We start from the raw sequence: 17,392 nt of genomic DNA, 5'->3' as shown, positions 1-17,392 counted from the left end.
GACCATGAATGAAAAAGCGCGGCAATTAAAGAAAAATTGGGATGAAAATCCGCGATGGCGCGGAGTGGTCAGGACCTATTCCGCCGAAGAGGTTGTCAAACTGCAAGGCACCATCCAGCTCGACCACACACTCGCCCGGATAGGGGCTGCAAAGCTATGGGATTACCTGTCTAAAGAACCCTTTATCCGCGCCCTCGGAGCAGAAACCGGCTGCCAGGCAGTTCAGCAGGTGCAAGCAGGGCTGAAAGCTATCTACGTCTCGGGCTGGCAGGTGGCAGCGGATATGAATGACTCTCTCGAGACCTATCCCGACCTCTCCCTTTACCCGGTGACGAGCGTACCACACCTCATCCGCCGGATCAATAAAGCCCTGATGCGCCAAGACCAGATCGACTGCATGCAGGGACAGAGCGCGATCGACTGGTTCGCTCCGATCGTAGCCGATGCCGAGGCAGGCTTTGGGGGGCCTTTAAATACATTCGAGCTGATCAAGGCGATGATTGAGGAAGGGGTTTCCGCCGTTCATCTCGAAGATCAGCTCTCGTCGTTAAAAAAATGCGGACATATGGGAGGCAAAGTACTTGAGCCAGCTTCCATATTCATCCACAAGCTAATAGCAGCTCGTTTTGCTGCTGACATCCTGGATGTTCCCACGTTGATCATCGCCAGAACAGATGCCGAAGGCGCCAAGCTCATTCGCTCCGACAGCGACCCTGTGGACAAAGGGTACATCACCGGCAACCGATCGCCGGAAGGCTACTTTGAAATAAGGGGAGGCATCCCGTTCGCCATTGAGCGGGCCAAGGCATTTGCGCCTTATGCCGACTTAATCTGGTGCGAAACACAAACCCCGAGCCTTGAAGAAGCGCGTGCTTTTGCCGAGGGAGTGCATCAGGCTTTCCCCGGAAAATGGCTGGCCTACAACTGCTCCCCCTCCTTCAACTGGAAAAAGCACATGGATGAGAACAAGATGCGTTCTTTCCAGGAAGAGCTTGGCAAAATGGGATATAAATTCCAGTTCATCACTCTGGCCGGATTCCACACCCTTAACGCCAGCATGTTCGACTTAGCCTCTCAGTATGCATCAGAAGGAATGTCTGCCTATGGAAGGTTCCAGGAGTCGGAATTTCAACTGGAGCGAGAGCGCGGTTTCAAAGCGATCAAGCACCAGCAGTTTGTCGGGGCCTCCTACTTCGATGAGATCATGACAGTTCTCTCGGAAGGTCAAATCAGCACCAAATCGATGGAGGGGTCCACCGAATCGGCGCAATTTACCTCTTGAACTTACTGGCGGCTCGCCGCACACCCAGTTTTACGACCTTGTGGTGTGTGGCTATCAGAGGAAAATTCAAAAGCCGGGCACGCATGCTTAAGTTTTAGGACGTGCTCTTTGAGTAGCCGCTCTCTTCCAGGATGAGCGCCATCTCCGGCGTCCCCGAATCTATTAGCGGAGCCTTTAAAAGAGTCACCTTTCCCATACTGCGCAAGCCCGATCCCATCCCTGGAGTGAATTCTGTCCAAAAGCTCTTTTTTCCAGGTCCAAGTTCGAGTGCTTCTTGCAGCACAACGTTGAATGACTGGACAAACTGCAGCAATGTGCGGTAAGCATCCAGTGCAAACAAGCTTAAATACTGCTCAAGGGTAGCTCCCCCCTCTTTTCCCTTAGCGCACTTCTCGCACTCTTTTTGAATCTTGCGGATGTTATAGTATAGCGATGAGGCAAGCAGCTTGCACTCCTCCTGGGAAAGCAAGTCCCTTCCTGCTTCAGAAATGGCGGTACGCATCTTACTTAATTCGACAATAATCTCCCGCACCCCTCGGATGATGCTCAGTGCCTTTTGCGGGTCAGCCTCTTTCCGCTCCCTTTTCAACCAAGCTGTCAGATGCCTTTCCAGCGAAAAATGGGTCTCTGGATTCACAGAGGTAAATTTAAGAGCTGCCTCAAGAAAGCTTCCCTTCTGAGGAATGGACTGCGTAACAGGCAGCGGTATGAAATTTTTCTCGTGCAGCAACGGATAGATTCGCTGATAGATATCGATAGGAAAGGAGGGCCACAAGCCCCCTCCCTGCTGCACCCCTCCCAGATTCACCACAGCTGCAGAGGCCTGCCCTTTGAGCGCCAACGACTCCTGCAAAAGAAGAGGATGGGGCCTTAGATGGTCTAAGAAAGGACTGCCTTCGCGCGTGCTGATCACCAGTCGGGTTCTCGAAGAAATCGAGAGGGCAATATCTTTGAAGTTGAGAGCTTCCCTTCGCTTCACTTCCGGATCCTCTCCAGGAAAGATGAAAAGGAGGTCTATCCTCTTCGGGAGAATCTCTTCCAGCAAAGCGATCTCTTGAATGACAATTTCTTTGAAGAGATGTTCATCGTCTTGGTTTAATCCCATTTCATCGTAGAGGAGGGAAAGGCTCTCATAGACAAAGAGGGAGGGGCTTTCAGCCTTTTCAAAAAGGGTTGAAATCTCGCTGCTAAGAAAATCTCTGAACTTGGAGTCGAAGGGAGAAAGGGCAAAAGACCCAATCATCTGATCGACGTGAAACGTCGGCTTGATTCCAACTTTCAGCCCTCTTTGCCCGAGATTATGAAGCTCTTCTGTTATCGTAGCAAAGGGCTGTGGCGCCCCTTCATGACGCACAATTGCTCCAAAGATGAGTGTGTCAAATCCAAGGTCAAGGACCCTTCGAACAGCCTCATCCCGCGCTTCTTTGTCACAGATCCAGTCAGGCAACCCGATCGAAGTCGCCCGCGAAAGCGCAAAGTTTTTCTTCCCATCCACCCAAAGCGGGGCAAAACGGCCGGCTGTCACTTGTCCAATATTGCTCATATCCATCAAAAACTTATTTGCTCCCCCGAAAAACTCTAGCAAATCGCGTCTTTCAAGCAAAGCTTAAGAGACTGCCCTCACTCTCTTAAGCTCTGATTAGTAAAAAACAGAAACAACCATCCGATATTTAATAAAAGCTTAACACAAAGTTTATCGCGCAAACAAAATAACAACCTACAATTAAACAAAATATTATTTTTAATATAGGTTGTTATGAATTCATACAATATCCCGGTTAATTCATCCTTCATTCCCTTCGACGGCATCCATCATTACCAGGAATTAATTATTAAACACTTAGACCAAGAAGACAAGACAAAAGCTGTTTGCCATGAGCTGGTGCAATTCCTGCAAAACCATGCAGCATCTTACAATCAAACTTCTCTAGCCAACTGCCAAAAGCGTCTTCAAAAGATCCTCTCCACCGACGGGCTCAAAGAGAAAAAAATTGCCAACCTCTTCGGAGAGCTACAATCGCTGGCAAGTGCCGCTCCCGTTGCATACCAATCTCAGCGAAATCCCATTCAGCCCTCAAGGCATGAAGCACTGTCCTTGTTAAGCCAGCAAATGTCCACTATCGCCACGATCCGCAAAAACTTAAAAGATTTGAAAAGAAGCACCCAAGAAATTGTAGTCCAAGGTTTACTCACAACACAAAGCGCCAAAGCATATGGCCAGTACTTCGAGAAGCGCTTTAACGCCATCTTGCAAAACATCCTGTTTCATGCGGTCAAAAAAATGGAGCAAAGGGGTATCAAAGGGCCGGATATGACCCAGTGGACGGCTTTAGTTTTAGGGTCCCTTGCCCGAGGAGAGGGACATCCCTACTCCGACATCGACATGGTGATTTTAATCGACCCCTCGTTAGAGGGAGATAATGAGGCAAGAAAGTACTTTGAAAACCTGATGCAAGAGGTTTCAGACCTTGTTCATCAAGTGGGAGAGGAAGCCGAGGGGTTTAAACTCTGCGGCGGGAACTTGACGCCTCCCTATATGGCCTATCCTTTCCGCTTCGCCGACAAGAAGAACTCACCGGACGCAATCGAGGGTGGAATGGGCTCGTTCATAGCGACGCCGCATCGTCTTGCCATCTTATGCTACCAATCCGCGACATCGTATGTCCCGATGAAGCGAACACCCAGCATGCAACTTCTGCCCATCACGGGAAACGAAAACTTAATCGCCCCTTCGCTACTCGACGCGAAACCGATCATCGGTAACGAAACCCTTTTCACCCAATTCTACGAGCTAAGAAAAATGGTCGGCTCGCTAAAGGCATCTTCTCTTTTCGACGCCTCACGCTACTCAGACACTCCCTGGAAAGAAGACAACACCGCACAAGACCTTTTTTATAAATCCATTTTAGCCATGTCCGTCCACGGCAGAGGGGCTCATGATTTCGAAAAAGAGAAAGTCAATATCAAAAAGGATTTCATGCGTCCCATCCAGATGGGTATCTCAGTCCTCGCGGCGAAATTCGATCTGCAAGAAAAAGGAACAGCCGATAGAATTGATGCTCTTGCAAGTAGAGGATTCTTTAAAAAGAGAGAAGCCGGATTGCTGAAAGAAACCTACCTCACTCTCTACAAAATGAGGATTGAGGAGTCTGCCCTCTTCAGTGGTGAGAACGACGACGTAGCTCTATCGGAAAAGGCTATTTTGGAAGCCGCCGAAGAGCAGCACCAGAAGCTCAGCGAGTTTTGTAAACTGCGTGATAGCGAATCGGCTCTTCTCGCCTCGAAAAAAGAGGGTCGAGAAAGCGTGGCGGATTTGATTCGGAACAGGCTACTCCAAGATGCCTACCTAGAAGAGATCAATCATTTGTCAAAATTTACGGCATTGAACAGAGTGATAAGGCCCGAGACATTCGATACCCACAAGGCTGTTTGCACTCGTACAATCGATTCGATGAGAAAATATCACGAATGTCTCTGACAAACACCGATAGAATGTTATCTATTCAACATCAGCGACTTAATTTAGCGCTCCCCAACGAGAGGGGCGCTTTTTTTTTGCAGGTTTTGCTAGAGAAGCGGTCGATTCTTTCCGAAGAAAAGTAAAATTGCTATGATCCGTTTTTCATGACCAGAAACAAAGTAAGATGACCATGGATAGACTGCAAGCCCCTATCGACGTGAAAAACTCCCTCTGCCTTGAACAAGAAGAGGCTGCTTTCATCGGCAAATCCAGGGAAACTATCCGTTCCATACTGGATGGTGAAGACACGCGGAAAATCTGCATTGTCGGCCCTTGTTCGATCCACGACCTTTCCGCGGCCATCGAATATGCCGAAAAGTTAAAAAAACTACAGGCGGAAGTTGAGGAGACATTCCTCTTAGTCATGCGCTGCTACATCGAAAAGCCGCGGACGCAGCTTGGCTGGAAGGGTCTTTTGTACGATCCGATGCTCGATGGCACTGGAAACATGAAAGAAGGAATCAGGCTTGCCAGAAGCTTGCTGATCCATCTGGCGAAGATGCGCGTGCCGGCCGCGACAGAGATCATCGATCCGTTTCTCGTCGGTTATTTTGACGACCTCATATCCTGGGGCTGCATCGGGGCGAGAACATCCGAGTCGCAAACGCACAGGCTGATGGCGTCAGGGTTGTCGATGCCAGTCGCGTTCAAAAACACCACGGACGGCAACGTTAAAGTTGCCATCAACGGCATTATTGCGGCCTCACAATCGAATGCGTTTATCGCGCTGGATGAAAATGGCTCCGCAGCGATGAGAAAGACCCGGGGAAACCCGCACTGTCACCTAGTTCTCAGAGGGTCGCATCACCACACGAACTATGATCATATCGCCATAGCGCAAGCCAACAAAGATCTGAAAGATTCTCTTCAAAAAGAGAGGGTGATCATCGACTGCTCTCACGGGAATTGCCGCTTCAGTCCAGATGGCCAGATTTCCCCGTTCAAATCGGTGGTTGCGCAAATGGCCGAAGGCAATGAAACAATCAAAGGAATCGTTTTGGAGAGCCATCTTTTCGGCGGTCGCCAGGAGCTTTCATCCGATCCAAGGGAACTGAGGTATGGGGTTTCCATTACTGACCACTGCCTCGACTTTGAAACAACCGAACAGCTCATACTCTGGGCGCAAGAGGCGATTAATTCAAAAATCCCTGAAAGCTCTCTTTATCCTCTACCACAGTCCTCATCCCCTTGTGCAATGCATGAAACGCTACCTTCTTAAAATTTGCTGCGGCCTCTTCGTCTTAGGGATTTTTAGCGGCTGCCAAAAGCGCCCTCTCTCTGTCGAGGTTCGGTACATCAGCGAAGAAAACCTCGCAAGCTACTATGTTGAGAGTCCTGATCCTCGCCTATCCTATCCTCGTGTCGGACAGGAATTAAAAATCCGTTGGAACATTCCGGATGAATATTACACTAAGGGCATGGTTTTATCGATCTTACTGAATATGCGTAACTACTCCGAAAGGCACTACTGCTTTGAGCTGAAGTGTCAGTCTGGTTCGAAGACTTTAGCTATCGCCAACGATGACTTCTTTGCCACGGGAGGAATACTCTCCTTTAAGGCGGAAGTGCTGAAATATGGGGTTCCGCTTTACAAAACAACTCACCAGCTGCATGTCGAGCTTATCCGTTTTGAAGACTGGCAATACAGTCCCGAGGAAGAAGGCGATTCTTCAGAAGAACCGCCTCTACTTGAAGAATTACATGATGAGCAAGGCAAATACAAAGGCGAAGAGGGCGAATGACTCGATAATCCCGACCGCCGCAAAGCATTTCCCGAAGATCGCCGGTTGCTTGGCAGACGCCTGAATACCTGTCGCACACACTTTACCCTGATAAATAGCCGATGCCATGATGGCAAGGCCTGATGAGAAGCCGATGCCGATGCCGGAAAGGGGCGAAAGTGTTCCCGCCTGAATGGCACGGCTCATGAGCAGCATCAAGATAAATCCGTAGATTATCTGCGATGACGGAGCTGCGGCCATCCCGATAAATTTACCATGTCCTTCTTCGACACGACTCATTACCGCGTGTGACGCCATTCCGGCGATACCGCAGCCAATGGAACTTCCAATCGCCGAAAGCCCGAGAGCGAGCGCCGGTCCAACCATATCCAAGTTCATGAAATTTCTCCTGTTGTTTATTCTATATCAATCTTTTTTAATGGGTCAAACATCCTGCCTCCGCCTTGAAAGCTGTAGTGGTACCACTCGAGGAAATTAAGACGCAAACCGTGAATGACTCCCCCCATAATCGCCAGAGCGATATTGATGCTGTGTCCAACAATTAGGATCAAAACTCCGCCGGCAAAGAATACGCCTTCAGCAAACCCATTCACCGTTGCGCTAACAATTCCTCCAGCCAAGCCGAGAGCATAAAGACGAAGATAAGAGAGGATGTCGGCAAAGATCTGGATCACTGTCATCACCTCTAAAATCCCCAAGATCTTACTCGACCAAATCGCCACTGCCACTGCCATGAAAGTGCCGATGCCCATCAGTGCAAGCCCGTTACTCTCAAGAGATTCATGACTCAAATCGAAAAGATAGTGGGCCATCACGTTCTCGTGGAGATATTCCGGTATGTAAAGCACACCTCCTATCAAGAAGATGATCCACCCCAAAGCGGTATAATTCCTGTCGAGATAGCGAAAAAGCGACAAGATGATGTGGACAACGCCCACCATCAAGGCAATCTCCACCATCAACCCTTGGGAGGTTTTGTCGAGCATCACATATTCTTTGGCTTCTGCAGGCCCGGTCGTCCCTTTACTGATGATCTCTTTCGGATCGGTTAAAGAGGCTGTTTCAGGAAACTCCTTGATCCAGGCGTCATAAGAGGCGTCTTTGACACGGTAACTGTAGGCAATCTTTTGCTCGGCAAGATATGTCGTCAGGGAAAACTTACGCAAGGGGCTGTCGGGCGGAAAACTTAAGCCAAAGACAGAGGTGGTGAGGAGGCCCCAGGCAACACAGCACGAAAAGAGAATGACGCTTAAGTTCAAAACCCTTCTGCCTGTTCCCTTAGCTGTGGGAAATTTAAAGAACTTGAGCCAAAGACAGACACAAAGGAGGATAAATCCATAGCCCGCATCGCCGATGATCATGGAAAAAAACAGGGCGAACGCAAAAAACACCCACAGCGATGGATCCCTGTCGGTAAATGACGGGGTGTCATAAATGTGAACCAAATCCTCCCCTATCCTGGCTATGCCCTTGTTCTCCAGATAAGTAGGTATTGTATCGGTTTCTTCTATAGCCACCTCTTCAAAGTGGACATTCATCTCCTCGACAAGGCGCTTTAACTCTTCGGTTTTGTTGGCCGGCACGAAGGCCGTAGTGAAAAAGAGCTGTCCTTCGATCGCTTTCTCTGTCGACTCTTTGGCATTTTGCAGGTGGTAACCATTCAGATGCTCAATGAAGGCGTGGTGTAGGTAGGTGTTGTACTTGGCTAGGCTTTTAAGCTTGCTTTCCAGCTCCCGAACCTCAACCTCTGCCTGGTGGCGCCTCCTCGAAAGCTCTCCAACGGTCTTTTCGATCTTCATCTCAACCATACCTTCAATGGGCTGGTACTTTTCTGCTATAGAAACAAAGTAATCCATCCCGTGGTCGGTAGCGACAAAGAGAACATGATCAGGAAGAGTCTCATCGTGGTGCCTTCCCTTTTTGGCGCAAAGGAAACTGATCGTCCGCTGGCCCCTCGCTTTGATATACTCAAGATCTTGAAGTGAAAACTCCCCGAAAATTTCAATCCTGGCAATCTCCAGCTTCAGAATACGATCCTCTTCAAGCAACTTTTCAATCCGCTCTTTTAGCCCGATGATCTCTTCCGCTTTTAAAAACGCCTCATCAAGGCGGTCGGTTTCAAGCTGCTCGACAACGGGTAACCCCCGTAAAATTTTGATTGCATGCAGGATTTTTTGAAGCCCATCCGGAAGCTCGCGGCCCTTGGCTCCTTCTTGGATAAAATGAATAATACCGAGCTCTTGCGCCTTTGTGAAAAAGGGAGCTTTCGACTCTTCGGTGCCGACAAACAGATATTTTTTGACATCAATACGCATTAAAGCTCAAGCTCCTTTGGCTGCCTTTTCCAGTGCCATCTGTTTCTTTCTCGCTTCGATCTTTGCTTTCGCAACCTTGGCTCTGCCAACCGCGGCAAGGTCTTGATCTCCCAAAAACACCTTGATCTTCTTAATATTGGCCACAGTTCCCGGAATCAGGATCTTCTCAAAGAGGTTGACGCGGATGGACACTTCTCTCAATTCTTTCTCTAGCGCTGCTTTCTTCTCTTCAGCAACAATCAACGCAGCTTTAAGCGAAGCGGCTTTCTGCAATTTGATGATGGCGCCGTCAACCCACGCCGGGGCTTCAAACAAGCTGTAGCTAAAGGGGTGGAAGGTAACACCATCCAAGTAGGGAACTTCCACTCCCGCAATATTTTCGTACCGCTTTTTCACTTCACTAATCGCAGCAGCTTCCCTTAAGTCGATCGCTTCCACATCAGTCAAAAGCTTGCTGAAAGTGTAAACTTCTGCCACCGCGCTCTTCTCTCTCTCCCATAAGGCAGCGATCTCCGCGCGGGCAGTATTGACCTCTTCCTGCAGCATCATTTTCTTCAGTTGCAAAACAGGAAGATATTTTTTGAGCTGCTCAAGCTTTTTCTGCTGCTGCCTCAATTCGTTTTTTGTCAGTTTTATCTCTGCCATGCAAGAAGACTCCTCAAAGACTTACGCTTTATTAGCGGCAACTTGAGGCCAGTAGCGGGCGACAAGTTTCTCTTTGAGACCAAGCTCTTTTGGCTCAAAACACTCAGCGAGCATCATCCAGCCCATATCCAAGGCCTCTTCGAGAGCATGGTTGACTTCCAGATTCATCATCCGCTCTTCAAAGAGCTTACCGAAAAAGAGCAACTTCTCGTCCCACTTCGACAGACGGAATCCCATCCCCTGTCGCTCCCTTGCCCTTTTAGAGTCTGAGTAGAGGCGGATCATCGTATTGGCAAGGTCACCGTGATCTTCGCGGGTGACCTTTCCGATGACGTTCTGTTTAAGTCTTGAAAGCGAACCGAAAGGATCGATGCGTCCGCCGTGAAGATAGAACTGTCCTTCAGTGATATATCCAGTGTTATCCGGTACGGGATGGGTCACATCATCGCCGGGCATTGTCGTAACGGCAATGACGGTAATGGAGCCGCTCCCCTCGATCATGACAGCCTTTTCGTAACGGGAAGCAAGATCGGAATAGAGTGAACCTGGATATCCCCGGTTGGAAGGCACCTGATCCATCGTGATAGCAATCTCTTTGTTGGCATCGGCGAAAGAAGTCATGTCTGTCAGCAATACCAGCACGTCCTTATCTTCGATGGCAAACTTCTCCGCGCAGGCAAGAGCCATGTCCGGCACCAGCATGCATTCAACGGCAGGATCTGTCGCACGGTGGATGAACATCACTGTTTTGTTGATGGTACCGGCCTGCTCGGCATTGTCGATGAAGGCCTGGTATTCAGCAAACGTAAGGCCCATGCCGGCGATGATCACGACATCGGCATCGGTCTGGTTGGCGATCCTCATCAGGAGCTCGTTATAAGGCTCGCCGGGAATGGAGAATATGGGGATTTTCTGCGACTTGACGAGGCAGTTGAACATATCGATCATCGGGATGTTGGTTCGCACCATCTCCCGCGGAATAATCCTTTTGGTCGGGTTGAAGGAGGGCTGACCGATGTCGACTCCGATTCCGACAACCTGGGGACCCGAATCGATGGGCTCCCCGGCACCGTTAAGACGCCTTCCTAAGAGAGACTCACCGTAAGTTGCCTGCATCTGTCTGGAGAGAAACGTCACTTTATCTCCCGTTGAAATTCCACGAGTGTTTTTAAACACCTGCAGAGTCACATCGTCTCCCTCTATCATCAGGACTGAAGCAAAAGTGCTGGAGCCGTCGGCTAAGTCTACCCGGGCAAGCTCGCCGAGGCTGACGCCTTGCGCTTTAACGCGGATTAAATTGCCCCGCATATCCTGGATTCTTTCATATACTGTTTTCATGGATGGTCTCTCTTTTCTTCTGTTCCCCAAATTGCTTAACTGGCCGATCCTGCTGCGATCTTCTCTTTGACCTTTTCCAGATCCCTGAAGTACTCTTTTGATTCGAACTCCAGGTAGTTTAAGTTTTTAATCAATGTCTGCAGCTGCAGAAAATACTCTCTTGCTTCATCGTGCGTTTTGAAGGTGAAAGCGGCATCAAAGATTGCCTTCATGATCTCCAGAAGCGGCACCTGCCTCTTTAGGGGCGTGTAGGCATCGATTTTATCGAAGGCGTTTTGCTGCAGGTAGACAAAATCATAGAGCTCGGCTTTAAGAAAAACGACAAGGTCGCTGATGGCCGTTCCTTCCTCGCCGACTACCGCCATCCTTTTGCCAATTTCGGAACCTTGCTTTAAGAACTGGTTGGCTCTTCTGACAGTCCTACCCCACTCATCCATCAACCCTTTAAGTTCCTTGCCGACCTCTTCAACATAAGACGACCACGAGATCAGCGGGTCTATCGCGGGATAGCGCCTTGAATCGGAACGCTCCCGGGAAAGCCCGAGGAAGGCACCGACGACAGACAACGTCGCTTGCGTGACCGGCTCTTCAAAGTTTCCTCCTGCCGGAGAGACGGCGCCGCCAATAGTGACCGACCCTGTCTTTCCGCTTCGAAGAGCTACAACGCCGGATCTTTCGTAAAATTCAGCGATCCTTGACGAGAGGTAGGCGGGGAACGCCTCTTCGCCGGGAATCTCTTCCAAACGGCCGGACATCTCTCTTAATGCCTGTGCCCACCTGGATGTAGAGTCGGCCAAGAGAAGCACATCAAGCCCCATCTGTCTGTAGTATTCGGCTATAGTAACACCCTGGTAGATGGAAGATTCCCTGGCGGCAACAGGCATCGAAGAGGTGTTGCAGATGATGACTGTTCGCTTCATGAGGGTTTCCCCGGTGTGCGGATCTTCCAGATGAGGAAACTCTTTAAGGATCTCGACGACCTCTCCGGCCCGCTCGCCGCAAGCGCAGACCACTACGATGTCGACGGAAGAGTACTTCGATAAGTGGTGCTGAAGGACTGTTTTGCCGGCGCCGAAAGGACCCGGAGTACAGAATGTTCCTCCCTTCATTACAGGAAACTGCGTGTCAATGATGCGGCAGCCCGTAACCATCATTTTCGACGGCTTTTGCTTCTCTCCCATCTGGAGCGGGTTTTTAATCGGCCACCTCTGCACCATGGTCACTTCGATCTCTTTGCCGGTTTTATCTTCAAGCTTGGCAACGGGTGTGTCGATGGTGTAGGAACCGGGAGTTGCCACCCACTTCACTTTATATTCCCCCCAAAGGGAAAAGGGCACCATGATTTGGTGATGGAATCGCTCTTCTAAAACTGTGCCGAGCGAATCACCGCGCCTCACTTCCTGTCCGACCTTAGCCTTCGGCTCAAAATCCCATTTGCGCTTTCTGTCCAGAGGCGGCAGGTAGATGCCGCGGGGAAGAAAGAATCCCGCCTCTTCAGCCACTTTTTCAAGGGGGTTTTGCAGGCCGTCAAAAATGGAAGTAAGAAGTCCCGGTCCAAGTTCCGCTTCCAGCAAATTTTCCGAGAAATACACCGGCGTATTGAACCTGACGCCTTTGGTGTCTTCAAACACTTGTATCTTGGCTTGGCTGCCGACGATCTCGATGACTTCCGCCTTTAGGTTGACGCCATCCACTTCCACCATGGCAACTTCACCTTGGCGAATATTTCCGGTGAACTCCACCTGCAGCAAGTTTCCAAAGGCCCTGACTACACGTCCGGTTGCTGGTTTAGCTTTTGCTTCTTTAAGATCTATCTCAGTCGTTTGTGTCATGTTGCTTCCTTCAGGATGTTGTCGACTATTTCTTTTCCTTTCTGTTCATCAAGCTCGAGCCACTTTTCGGCGAGGACGAGCCTGGCAGTATAGCCGAGAATTTTGTCGATCGAAAAGGGATCGACTCCTTCCATTTGCGCAATTTTTTCAAATTTCCACTCGGCAACGGCCTGCTGCAGCTTGAGCGGCTCCTCAGCATTTTCCTCGTATAGAGACTTCAAATCCTGATACTCGTCGGGAGGATCAAAGCTAACAGCATCTTTCTGCGCCAGGATGCTAGCTACCAGATCGTCATCGGGATCTTCGTACTGGAGTTCTTTAGTCACATCGCGCGAAAATTTTTTGGCTCGCAGGGCCAGCATGACAAGCCTTGAGTCTCTCTCCATGCGCATCAGCTCTTTGATAAAACCGGAAGAGCCTTCCATCTCTCGATTGAAGTATAGACTTAAAAGGGCCGTAAAATCTTGCAGTCGTTCCTCTTTTGACTGATGCCTCTCGAGATAATCTTGAAAATATTCCGGCAAGCCGCTTTTTGTGACAAGCGCCTCTTCCAGATCGTTCTCATCGAAATTTCCCCTCTCGGAAAAGGGTGTACCCTTTGCCAGCGCTTTGAGATGATAAATATCAAAAAGGCGCCTGATCACCTCCACCTTTTTCAGATCCGAGGCTTGCAAATTGATCGAGAGAATCTGCATCAGATCTTTGAAGGTAAGTTCGGGAGGCATTCCAATCTGCAAGTCAGGCAGCAGGGATCCTACATAGTAGTACTCTCGAATCATCGTGCTTTACCCTGAAACAGCAGATCCCTAAAATCTTTACGCACAAAGGAGGAGATAAGTTCCTTCAGCGCCGAATCACTGATGTCGATCATCATATTTTTCTGCCCCATTTTGATCTTGGCTCCACCGGCAAAGCCGCCAATGGTCAACTCATGCCCTTTCACTTTCTTGAGCACTTCCTCTCCTAAAAGAGCCGCCACTTGCTTGGGTGGAACAGCTTTAGGAATAACAGCCTCTAAATTAGCTCCCAGACCCTCTTTCTCGATGGCATGAACCACGGCCTTAATGAGGTTGGCAATAATTTCCGGCTTTGCCATCTGCTCGTGGATTGCCTGCTCGATTTCGGGATTAAACAGCTCTGTCTCAATCTGCTGACGCAGGGTTTCCATCGTTTGCTTGGCTGCTTGGCCAAGCGATGCCTGGAAAACGTTTTTCTCGCGTGCTATCTCCTCTTTGGCCTTTTTGATCATCAACGCCGCTTCCTCTTCAGCCTCGCCGATCACTTTCTTTGCCCTCTCTTTGGCCTCCTCCACAAGGCGCTCCGCTTCTCTGTGCGCTGGCTCAAGCGTCTCTTTGCGCAGGACATCACAAATTTTCTGTATCTTATCTTGACCCTTTTCCATCTGCTTCATCGTACATCCTCACAATAGTGAACCTTCGGCATTCTAAAGATTTACTATCTGTAATCCGAAGATAAGCTTCAACAAAAAATCCCCAAAACCATCTTAACACTATCTTAAAAACAAAACTCTTAACATGAATTAAAAATATCTTTTGGTATAATAATAAATGAAGGGTTTTTAAAAGGAGTTAACAAAATGAGCTTCTCTGTTGATCGCTCTGCCATGACGCCCGCCTTTCAAACCGCGTCAGAGATGCAGCAAGGAATTGCTAAAGATGGCGGTAAAAGCTTCTCCCAGGACTTTGCGGTAGGAGACAAAAAGTTCACTGTCACCTTGAATTACCCCAAGGGTAGAGAGGTCTCGCCTGAGACAGCTCAAAAAGACATGGAAGGCAAGGTTGGGAAAATGCTCACTCTGGCGACAGAGCTCGGCCTTGGTGACAACGGCCTTGAAAAAATCAAGATGAACGACAACCAAGTGATCGGTAAATGGCGCGGTGAGGACGGCAAATCTGTCAAACACAACGTTATCGATAAGCTGAAGCAGGAAAGAGCCGAGGCTGCAGGCAATCCAGAGAAACTCATGCAAATCGACAAAAAGCTGGCGAACTTGGGAAAAGTCTCGAATGTCTTTTCGTCCATTCTTCCCCTTTCAGTCGGGAGCAAGACGAGCACAGGTGTTGTCAGCGAGCTGACAGCGACGACGCCGCACGAGAGTGTCAACCAGGGCGGAGATGCCAAAGCTGTTAAGGCATTCGAGAAAGAATTCTACACAGCCTACAACTCAGCTCTCACCCATGCCACGGAACTTGAAGGAGAAGATAAAGCGAAACTCTCGCTGCTTCTCACAAAATACACAGTCGCTTCAGAAAAGTTGGACAAGCTAGTCGCCGACGGTAACGCCTCGCCCGAAGAAATTAAAGCTCTCCGTGAAGAGATCGGAAAATACTCACTGGAGTTGAAGAAAGGATTCGACTCTTCCCAGGAGAAGATCTTTGCCAATTTGGAACAGAACCTGACGGCGATGACCCATGTCTACAACACCGTCGTGGATGAAAGAAAAGCCCTGGAAGCTGGCAACCGACCGGAAGATAAACCTCGAATCAAACAACTTAAAGCGCTCGAAGAGAAAATGGAGGCCAAGATCAGGGAGGGCAACGCCGTCATCGGCCATACTGCCCTGTCGACGAACGGCTTCACCGCCACCAAATCCCACGTGATCGCCTTTGGAGCCGTGCTGGAAAAGAAGATGGAGCTCCTGGAACGCAAATCTGAGCTTGAAGCGTCTGGAAAAACGGGCCGGCAGCTTAAAAAAATCAATAAAGAGCTCGCAAAAGCCCCATCAAGCGAGACGCTTAGCAAATCGGCCGCAGAGATTCAGACAAAACTTACGAAATCAGCCATCCACATCGTCAGCCAGCAAGAAGCCAAAGCTCTGAACCGTGCCCATGGCGAACTTGCCTGGGGAGCCTCCCACGTGAATATGGCGCTCACAACCCCTGCCAACTGGACAGAGGTGAAGACAGCTCTCGTCAAATTCTCAAGAAGCGGCAGAGCACACACAGCCGTGTCCGTCCTGAAACCGCTGAACATCTCCGACAAAGGCGGAGTGCCCGCCGGACTTCGGTCCCATGACAAGTTTGATCAAAGAACAGCCAACCTGATCATGACAACAACCTATGTCCTCGGCAGCGAGGGACAAAAATCGGGAGAGAATGTCTCGTTCCGGGGCGGTCAATTTCCAACACCGGAATCTGCCAAAGAAGCCATCGAAGCCATTATCAGACATCTTCCGCCGGGCCAAAGCCTTGAATTTCTGCACATCAACGCCTTATTAACTCCAACAGCCATGACGGCTATTAAGAAAGACAAGCTTTTGCTTTCCGCTCACAAGAAGAGCGTGATGGAAGCGCTGGATATGCTAGTCCAGGAAGCGCGAGGCCCAAACAAGGCTAAATTCGCCAGCCTTAAAGAAAACATAGGCCTCAGCAACCATGGTGTTAACGAGGGAGCTGTGGGTGAATTGAAATTCTTAGGGATGCGGATCCAGCTTGGTTGGCACACCTCTATGGCGGACTACACCAACGATGCCAGCCAGAAATTGAACAAAGCTGTCTTTGGAAAGCTTGAATCAATGAGGGAAAAAGCCGGTGGCGATGATCTCGCAGCGATTACGGGCGATCTCGACCGCTTGGGCGCCATGCTGCATGTAGGCCAGGAAATGGAAGCAGTCTTTGCCAATAACGACTACTCAGACGCCCGCGTAGGAGACAACCAGTTTAAACTTCCATCACTCTGGAAAGTCATGGACTCCCTTGTCGGTGTGCCTTGCTACACCGATTGCATGAGCGGCAAAGATAGAACCGGCAAGGTGGAAAGCAACGCCCATGAATATTTAGATGAGATCACCATGAACATCGCCGACCACAAGCTAGAGCTTGGAAAAGAGTTTCAAGGCCTCAAAGGGGGGCTTGATGGTGAGAAGCTGGAGGCCTGGACCGGCCAGGAAAAGGTGCTGACTGCCGCCTGCTTTAAGAAAGAAGAGCTCGGAAAATTTCATAGAACTCTTCAAGAAAAGGGAGTTGAGGCATTCAAGAAAGAGCTGACAGATGCAGTGCAGGAGAAAATTTCCGATGTGAGAAAAGGCCTTGGCATGGAAGTAGACTCCAAGGGCTTCATGGAAGAGAAGAAAAACATTCCCAGAAGTGTCTTCAAAGCGGGCGTCGATGGAATCCCGACCAATGAGCCTAAAATGAAAAAATTCGGCGATCTTAAGACCAAATTCCCGGATGTTGCTGTCAGCAGCATGTATGGGAGAGAGCCGATTGATTTCACGAAACTATCTCCAAAGGAGATGGCAAAAATGGAAGGAAAACTCAGCGACAGACAAAGAGAGGCGGTAAACAGAAGGCTCAGCCAGCTTTCGGGTTCTATGCAAGTCACTCAAATCAACACCGGGAAACCGGGCTTTAAGCTGGATGTGGGTGAGCCTCTGGCAAAATTCTCTTCTGGATTCGACCGCGAATTCGTACTCTACAAACTCCTGACCGCAAATGCCTTCAGCCCCAATTTCTTCTCCGACCTCGACAAGTGGACGGGCCTTCATGAGCTCGACTCCGACTCGAGAGGGAAGTATCAAGAAGAGTTCCACTCGATCGCCCACAACCAGTCGTTGTCGATGGAGAAAAAAATCGAAGGGTGGACAAAAGTTCTTAGAGAAATTGAGGAAGACAAAATGCAAACGATGGTTCCCAAAGCTAAAGTCAAAGCTTAGACAGTAAAAAAAATCGTTATAGATCTCTGGCCTTAAGACGGTT

General features: G+C 49.4%; 13 protein-coding genes. 5 read left to right on the top strand and 8 right to left on the bottom strand.

Annotated elements, in window-relative coordinates:
* Positions 1–4: 4 nt before the first annotated feature.
* Positions 5–1,282 carry an isocitrate lyase gene (aceA, locus tag ELAC_RS03445; protein ID WP_098037886.1) on the top strand — a complete coding sequence of 426 codons (1,278 nt, stop codon included), beginning with the start codon at positions 5–7 and terminating at the stop codon, positions 1,280–1,282.
* 94 nt (positions 1,283–1,376) lie between these two features.
* Here the strand turns inward: aceA and ELAC_RS03440 are convergent, their stop codons facing one another.
* Positions 1,377–2,831: a hypothetical protein gene (locus ELAC_RS03440; RefSeq protein WP_204250529.1), complete on the bottom strand. Its 1,455-nt coding sequence runs from the start codon at positions 2,829–2,831 to the stop codon at positions 1,377–1,379.
* 207 nt (positions 2,832–3,038) lie between these two features.
* Between ELAC_RS03440 and ELAC_RS03435 the strand changes: the two genes are divergently transcribed.
* The 3 genes from ELAC_RS03435 (at position 3,039) to ELAC_RS03425 (ending at position 6,544) form a co-directional block, all read left to right on the top strand.
* Positions 3,039–4,760 (top strand): putative nucleotidyltransferase substrate binding domain-containing protein, encoded by a 1,722-nt coding sequence (locus tag ELAC_RS03435; RefSeq protein WP_098037884.1) that lies wholly within the window; start codon positions 3,039–3,041, stop codon positions 4,758–4,760.
* 172 nt (positions 4,761–4,932) lie between these two features.
* The gene (locus tag ELAC_RS03430) at positions 4,933–6,021 is read left to right on the top strand and encodes a 3-deoxy-7-phosphoheptulonate synthase (RefSeq protein WP_158227796.1); all 1,089 of its coding nucleotides are present in this window, start codon (positions 4,933–4,935) and stop codon (positions 6,019–6,021) included.
* The gene (locus tag ELAC_RS03425; RefSeq protein WP_098037882.1) at positions 6,002–6,544 is read left to right on the top strand and encodes a hypothetical protein; all 543 of its coding nucleotides are present in this window, start codon (positions 6,002–6,004) and stop codon (positions 6,542–6,544) included. Before ELAC_RS03430 ends, ELAC_RS03425 begins: the two co-directional genes overlap by 20 nt.
* On the opposite strand, the gene ELAC_RS03420 is transcribed toward ELAC_RS03425, so the two are convergent.
* The 7 genes from ELAC_RS03420 to ELAC_RS03390 are packed head-to-tail and all read right to left on the bottom strand — an operon-like array spanning position 6,500 to position 14,085.
* Positions 6,500–6,922, bottom strand: coding sequence for an ATP synthase subunit C (locus ELAC_RS03420; protein ID WP_098037881.1), 423 nt, complete (start codon positions 6,920–6,922; stop codon positions 6,500–6,502). The two genes, ELAC_RS03425 and ELAC_RS03420, sit on opposite strands and share 45 nt — an antisense overlap.
* 17 nt (positions 6,923–6,939) lie before the next feature.
* Positions 6,940–8,859 carry a V-type ATPase 116kDa subunit family protein gene (locus ELAC_RS03415; protein WP_098037880.1) on the bottom strand — a complete coding sequence of 640 codons (1,920 nt, stop codon included), beginning with the start codon at positions 8,857–8,859 and terminating at the stop codon, positions 6,940–6,942.
* Positions 8,860–8,865: 6 nt separating this feature from the next.
* On the bottom strand, positions 8,866–9,504 hold the full coding sequence (locus ELAC_RS03410) for a V-type ATP synthase subunit D (RefSeq protein WP_098037879.1): 639 nt from the start codon (positions 9,502–9,504) through the stop codon (positions 8,866–8,868).
* Positions 9,505–9,525: 21 nt separating this feature from the next.
* On the bottom strand, positions 9,526–10,842 hold the full coding sequence (locus ELAC_RS03405) for a V-type ATP synthase subunit B (RefSeq protein WP_098037878.1): 1,317 nt from the start codon (positions 10,840–10,842) through the stop codon (positions 9,526–9,528).
* Positions 10,843–10,877: 35 nt separating this feature from the next.
* Positions 10,878–12,674, bottom strand: coding sequence for a V-type ATP synthase subunit A (locus ELAC_RS03400; protein WP_098037877.1), 1,797 nt, complete (start codon positions 12,672–12,674; stop codon positions 10,878–10,880).
* Entirely contained in the window at positions 12,671–13,453 is a 783-nt protein-coding gene (locus ELAC_RS03395; RefSeq protein ID WP_098037876.1) for a DUF2764 family protein, read from the bottom strand. The genes ELAC_RS03400 and ELAC_RS03395 overlap by 4 nt, the downstream gene beginning before the upstream one ends.
* A complete protein-coding gene (locus ELAC_RS03390; protein WP_098037875.1) occupies positions 13,450–14,085 on the bottom strand; it encodes a V-type ATP synthase subunit E in 636 nt (211 codons plus the stop codon). The genes ELAC_RS03395 and ELAC_RS03390 overlap by 4 nt, the downstream gene beginning before the upstream one ends.
* Before the next feature lie 186 nt (positions 14,086–14,271).
* On the opposite strand from ELAC_RS03390, the gene ELAC_RS03385 reads away from it, so the two are divergent.
* Positions 14,272–17,349, top strand: coding sequence for a hypothetical protein (locus tag ELAC_RS03385; protein ID WP_098037874.1), 3,078 nt, complete (start codon positions 14,272–14,274; stop codon positions 17,347–17,349).
* The last annotated feature ends 43 nt before the right edge of the window (positions 17,350–17,392 follow it).

Origin of the sequence: Estrella lausannensis (assembly GCF_900000175.1) — a bacterium.
Taxonomy (GTDB): Bacteria; Chlamydiota; Chlamydiia; order Chlamydiales; family Criblamydiaceae; genus Estrella; species Estrella lausannensis.
This window is presented reverse-complemented; position numbering and strand designations above follow the sequence as displayed.

Excerpts from the sequence above, each read along its gene's own strand:
- aceA (WP_098037886.1), top strand. The coding sequence starts at position 5 with ATGAATGAAAAAGCGCGGCAATTAAAGAAAAATTGGGATGAAAATCCG.
- ELAC_RS03440 (WP_204250529.1), bottom strand. The coding sequence starts at position 2,831 with ATGGATATGAGCAATATTGGACAAGTGACAGCCGGCCGTTTTGCCCCG.
- ELAC_RS03435 (WP_098037884.1), top strand. The coding sequence starts at position 3,039 with ATGAATTCATACAATATCCCGGTTAATTCATCCTTCATTCCCTTCGAC.
- ELAC_RS03430 (WP_158227796.1), top strand. The coding sequence starts at position 4,933 with ATGGATAGACTGCAAGCCCCTATCGACGTGAAAAACTCCCTCTGCCTT.
- ELAC_RS03425 (WP_098037882.1), top strand. The coding sequence starts at position 6,002 with ATGAAACGCTACCTTCTTAAAATTTGCTGCGGCCTCTTCGTCTTAGGG.
- ELAC_RS03420 (WP_098037881.1), bottom strand. The coding sequence starts at position 6,922 with ATGAACTTGGATATGGTTGGACCGGCGCTCGCTCTCGGGCTTTCGGCG.
- ELAC_RS03415 (WP_098037880.1), bottom strand. The coding sequence starts at position 8,859 with ATGCGTATTGATGTCAAAAAATATCTGTTTGTCGGCACCGAAGAGTCG.
- ELAC_RS03410 (WP_098037879.1), bottom strand. The coding sequence starts at position 9,504 with ATGGCAGAGATAAAACTGACAAAAAACGAATTGAGGCAGCAGCAGAAA.
- ELAC_RS03405 (WP_098037878.1), bottom strand. The coding sequence starts at position 10,842 with ATGAAAACAGTATATGAAAGAATCCAGGATATGCGGGGCAATTTAATC.
- ELAC_RS03400 (WP_098037877.1), bottom strand. The coding sequence starts at position 12,674 with ATGACACAAACGACTGAGATAGATCTTAAAGAAGCAAAAGCTAAACCA.
- ELAC_RS03395 (WP_098037876.1), bottom strand. The coding sequence starts at position 13,453 with ATGATTCGAGAGTACTACTATGTAGGATCCCTGCTGCCTGACTTGCAG.
- ELAC_RS03390 (WP_098037875.1), bottom strand. The coding sequence starts at position 14,085 with ATGAAGCAGATGGAAAAGGGTCAAGATAAGATACAGAAAATTTGTGAT.
- ELAC_RS03385 (WP_098037874.1), top strand. The coding sequence starts at position 14,272 with ATGAGCTTCTCTGTTGATCGCTCTGCCATGACGCCCGCCTTTCAAACC.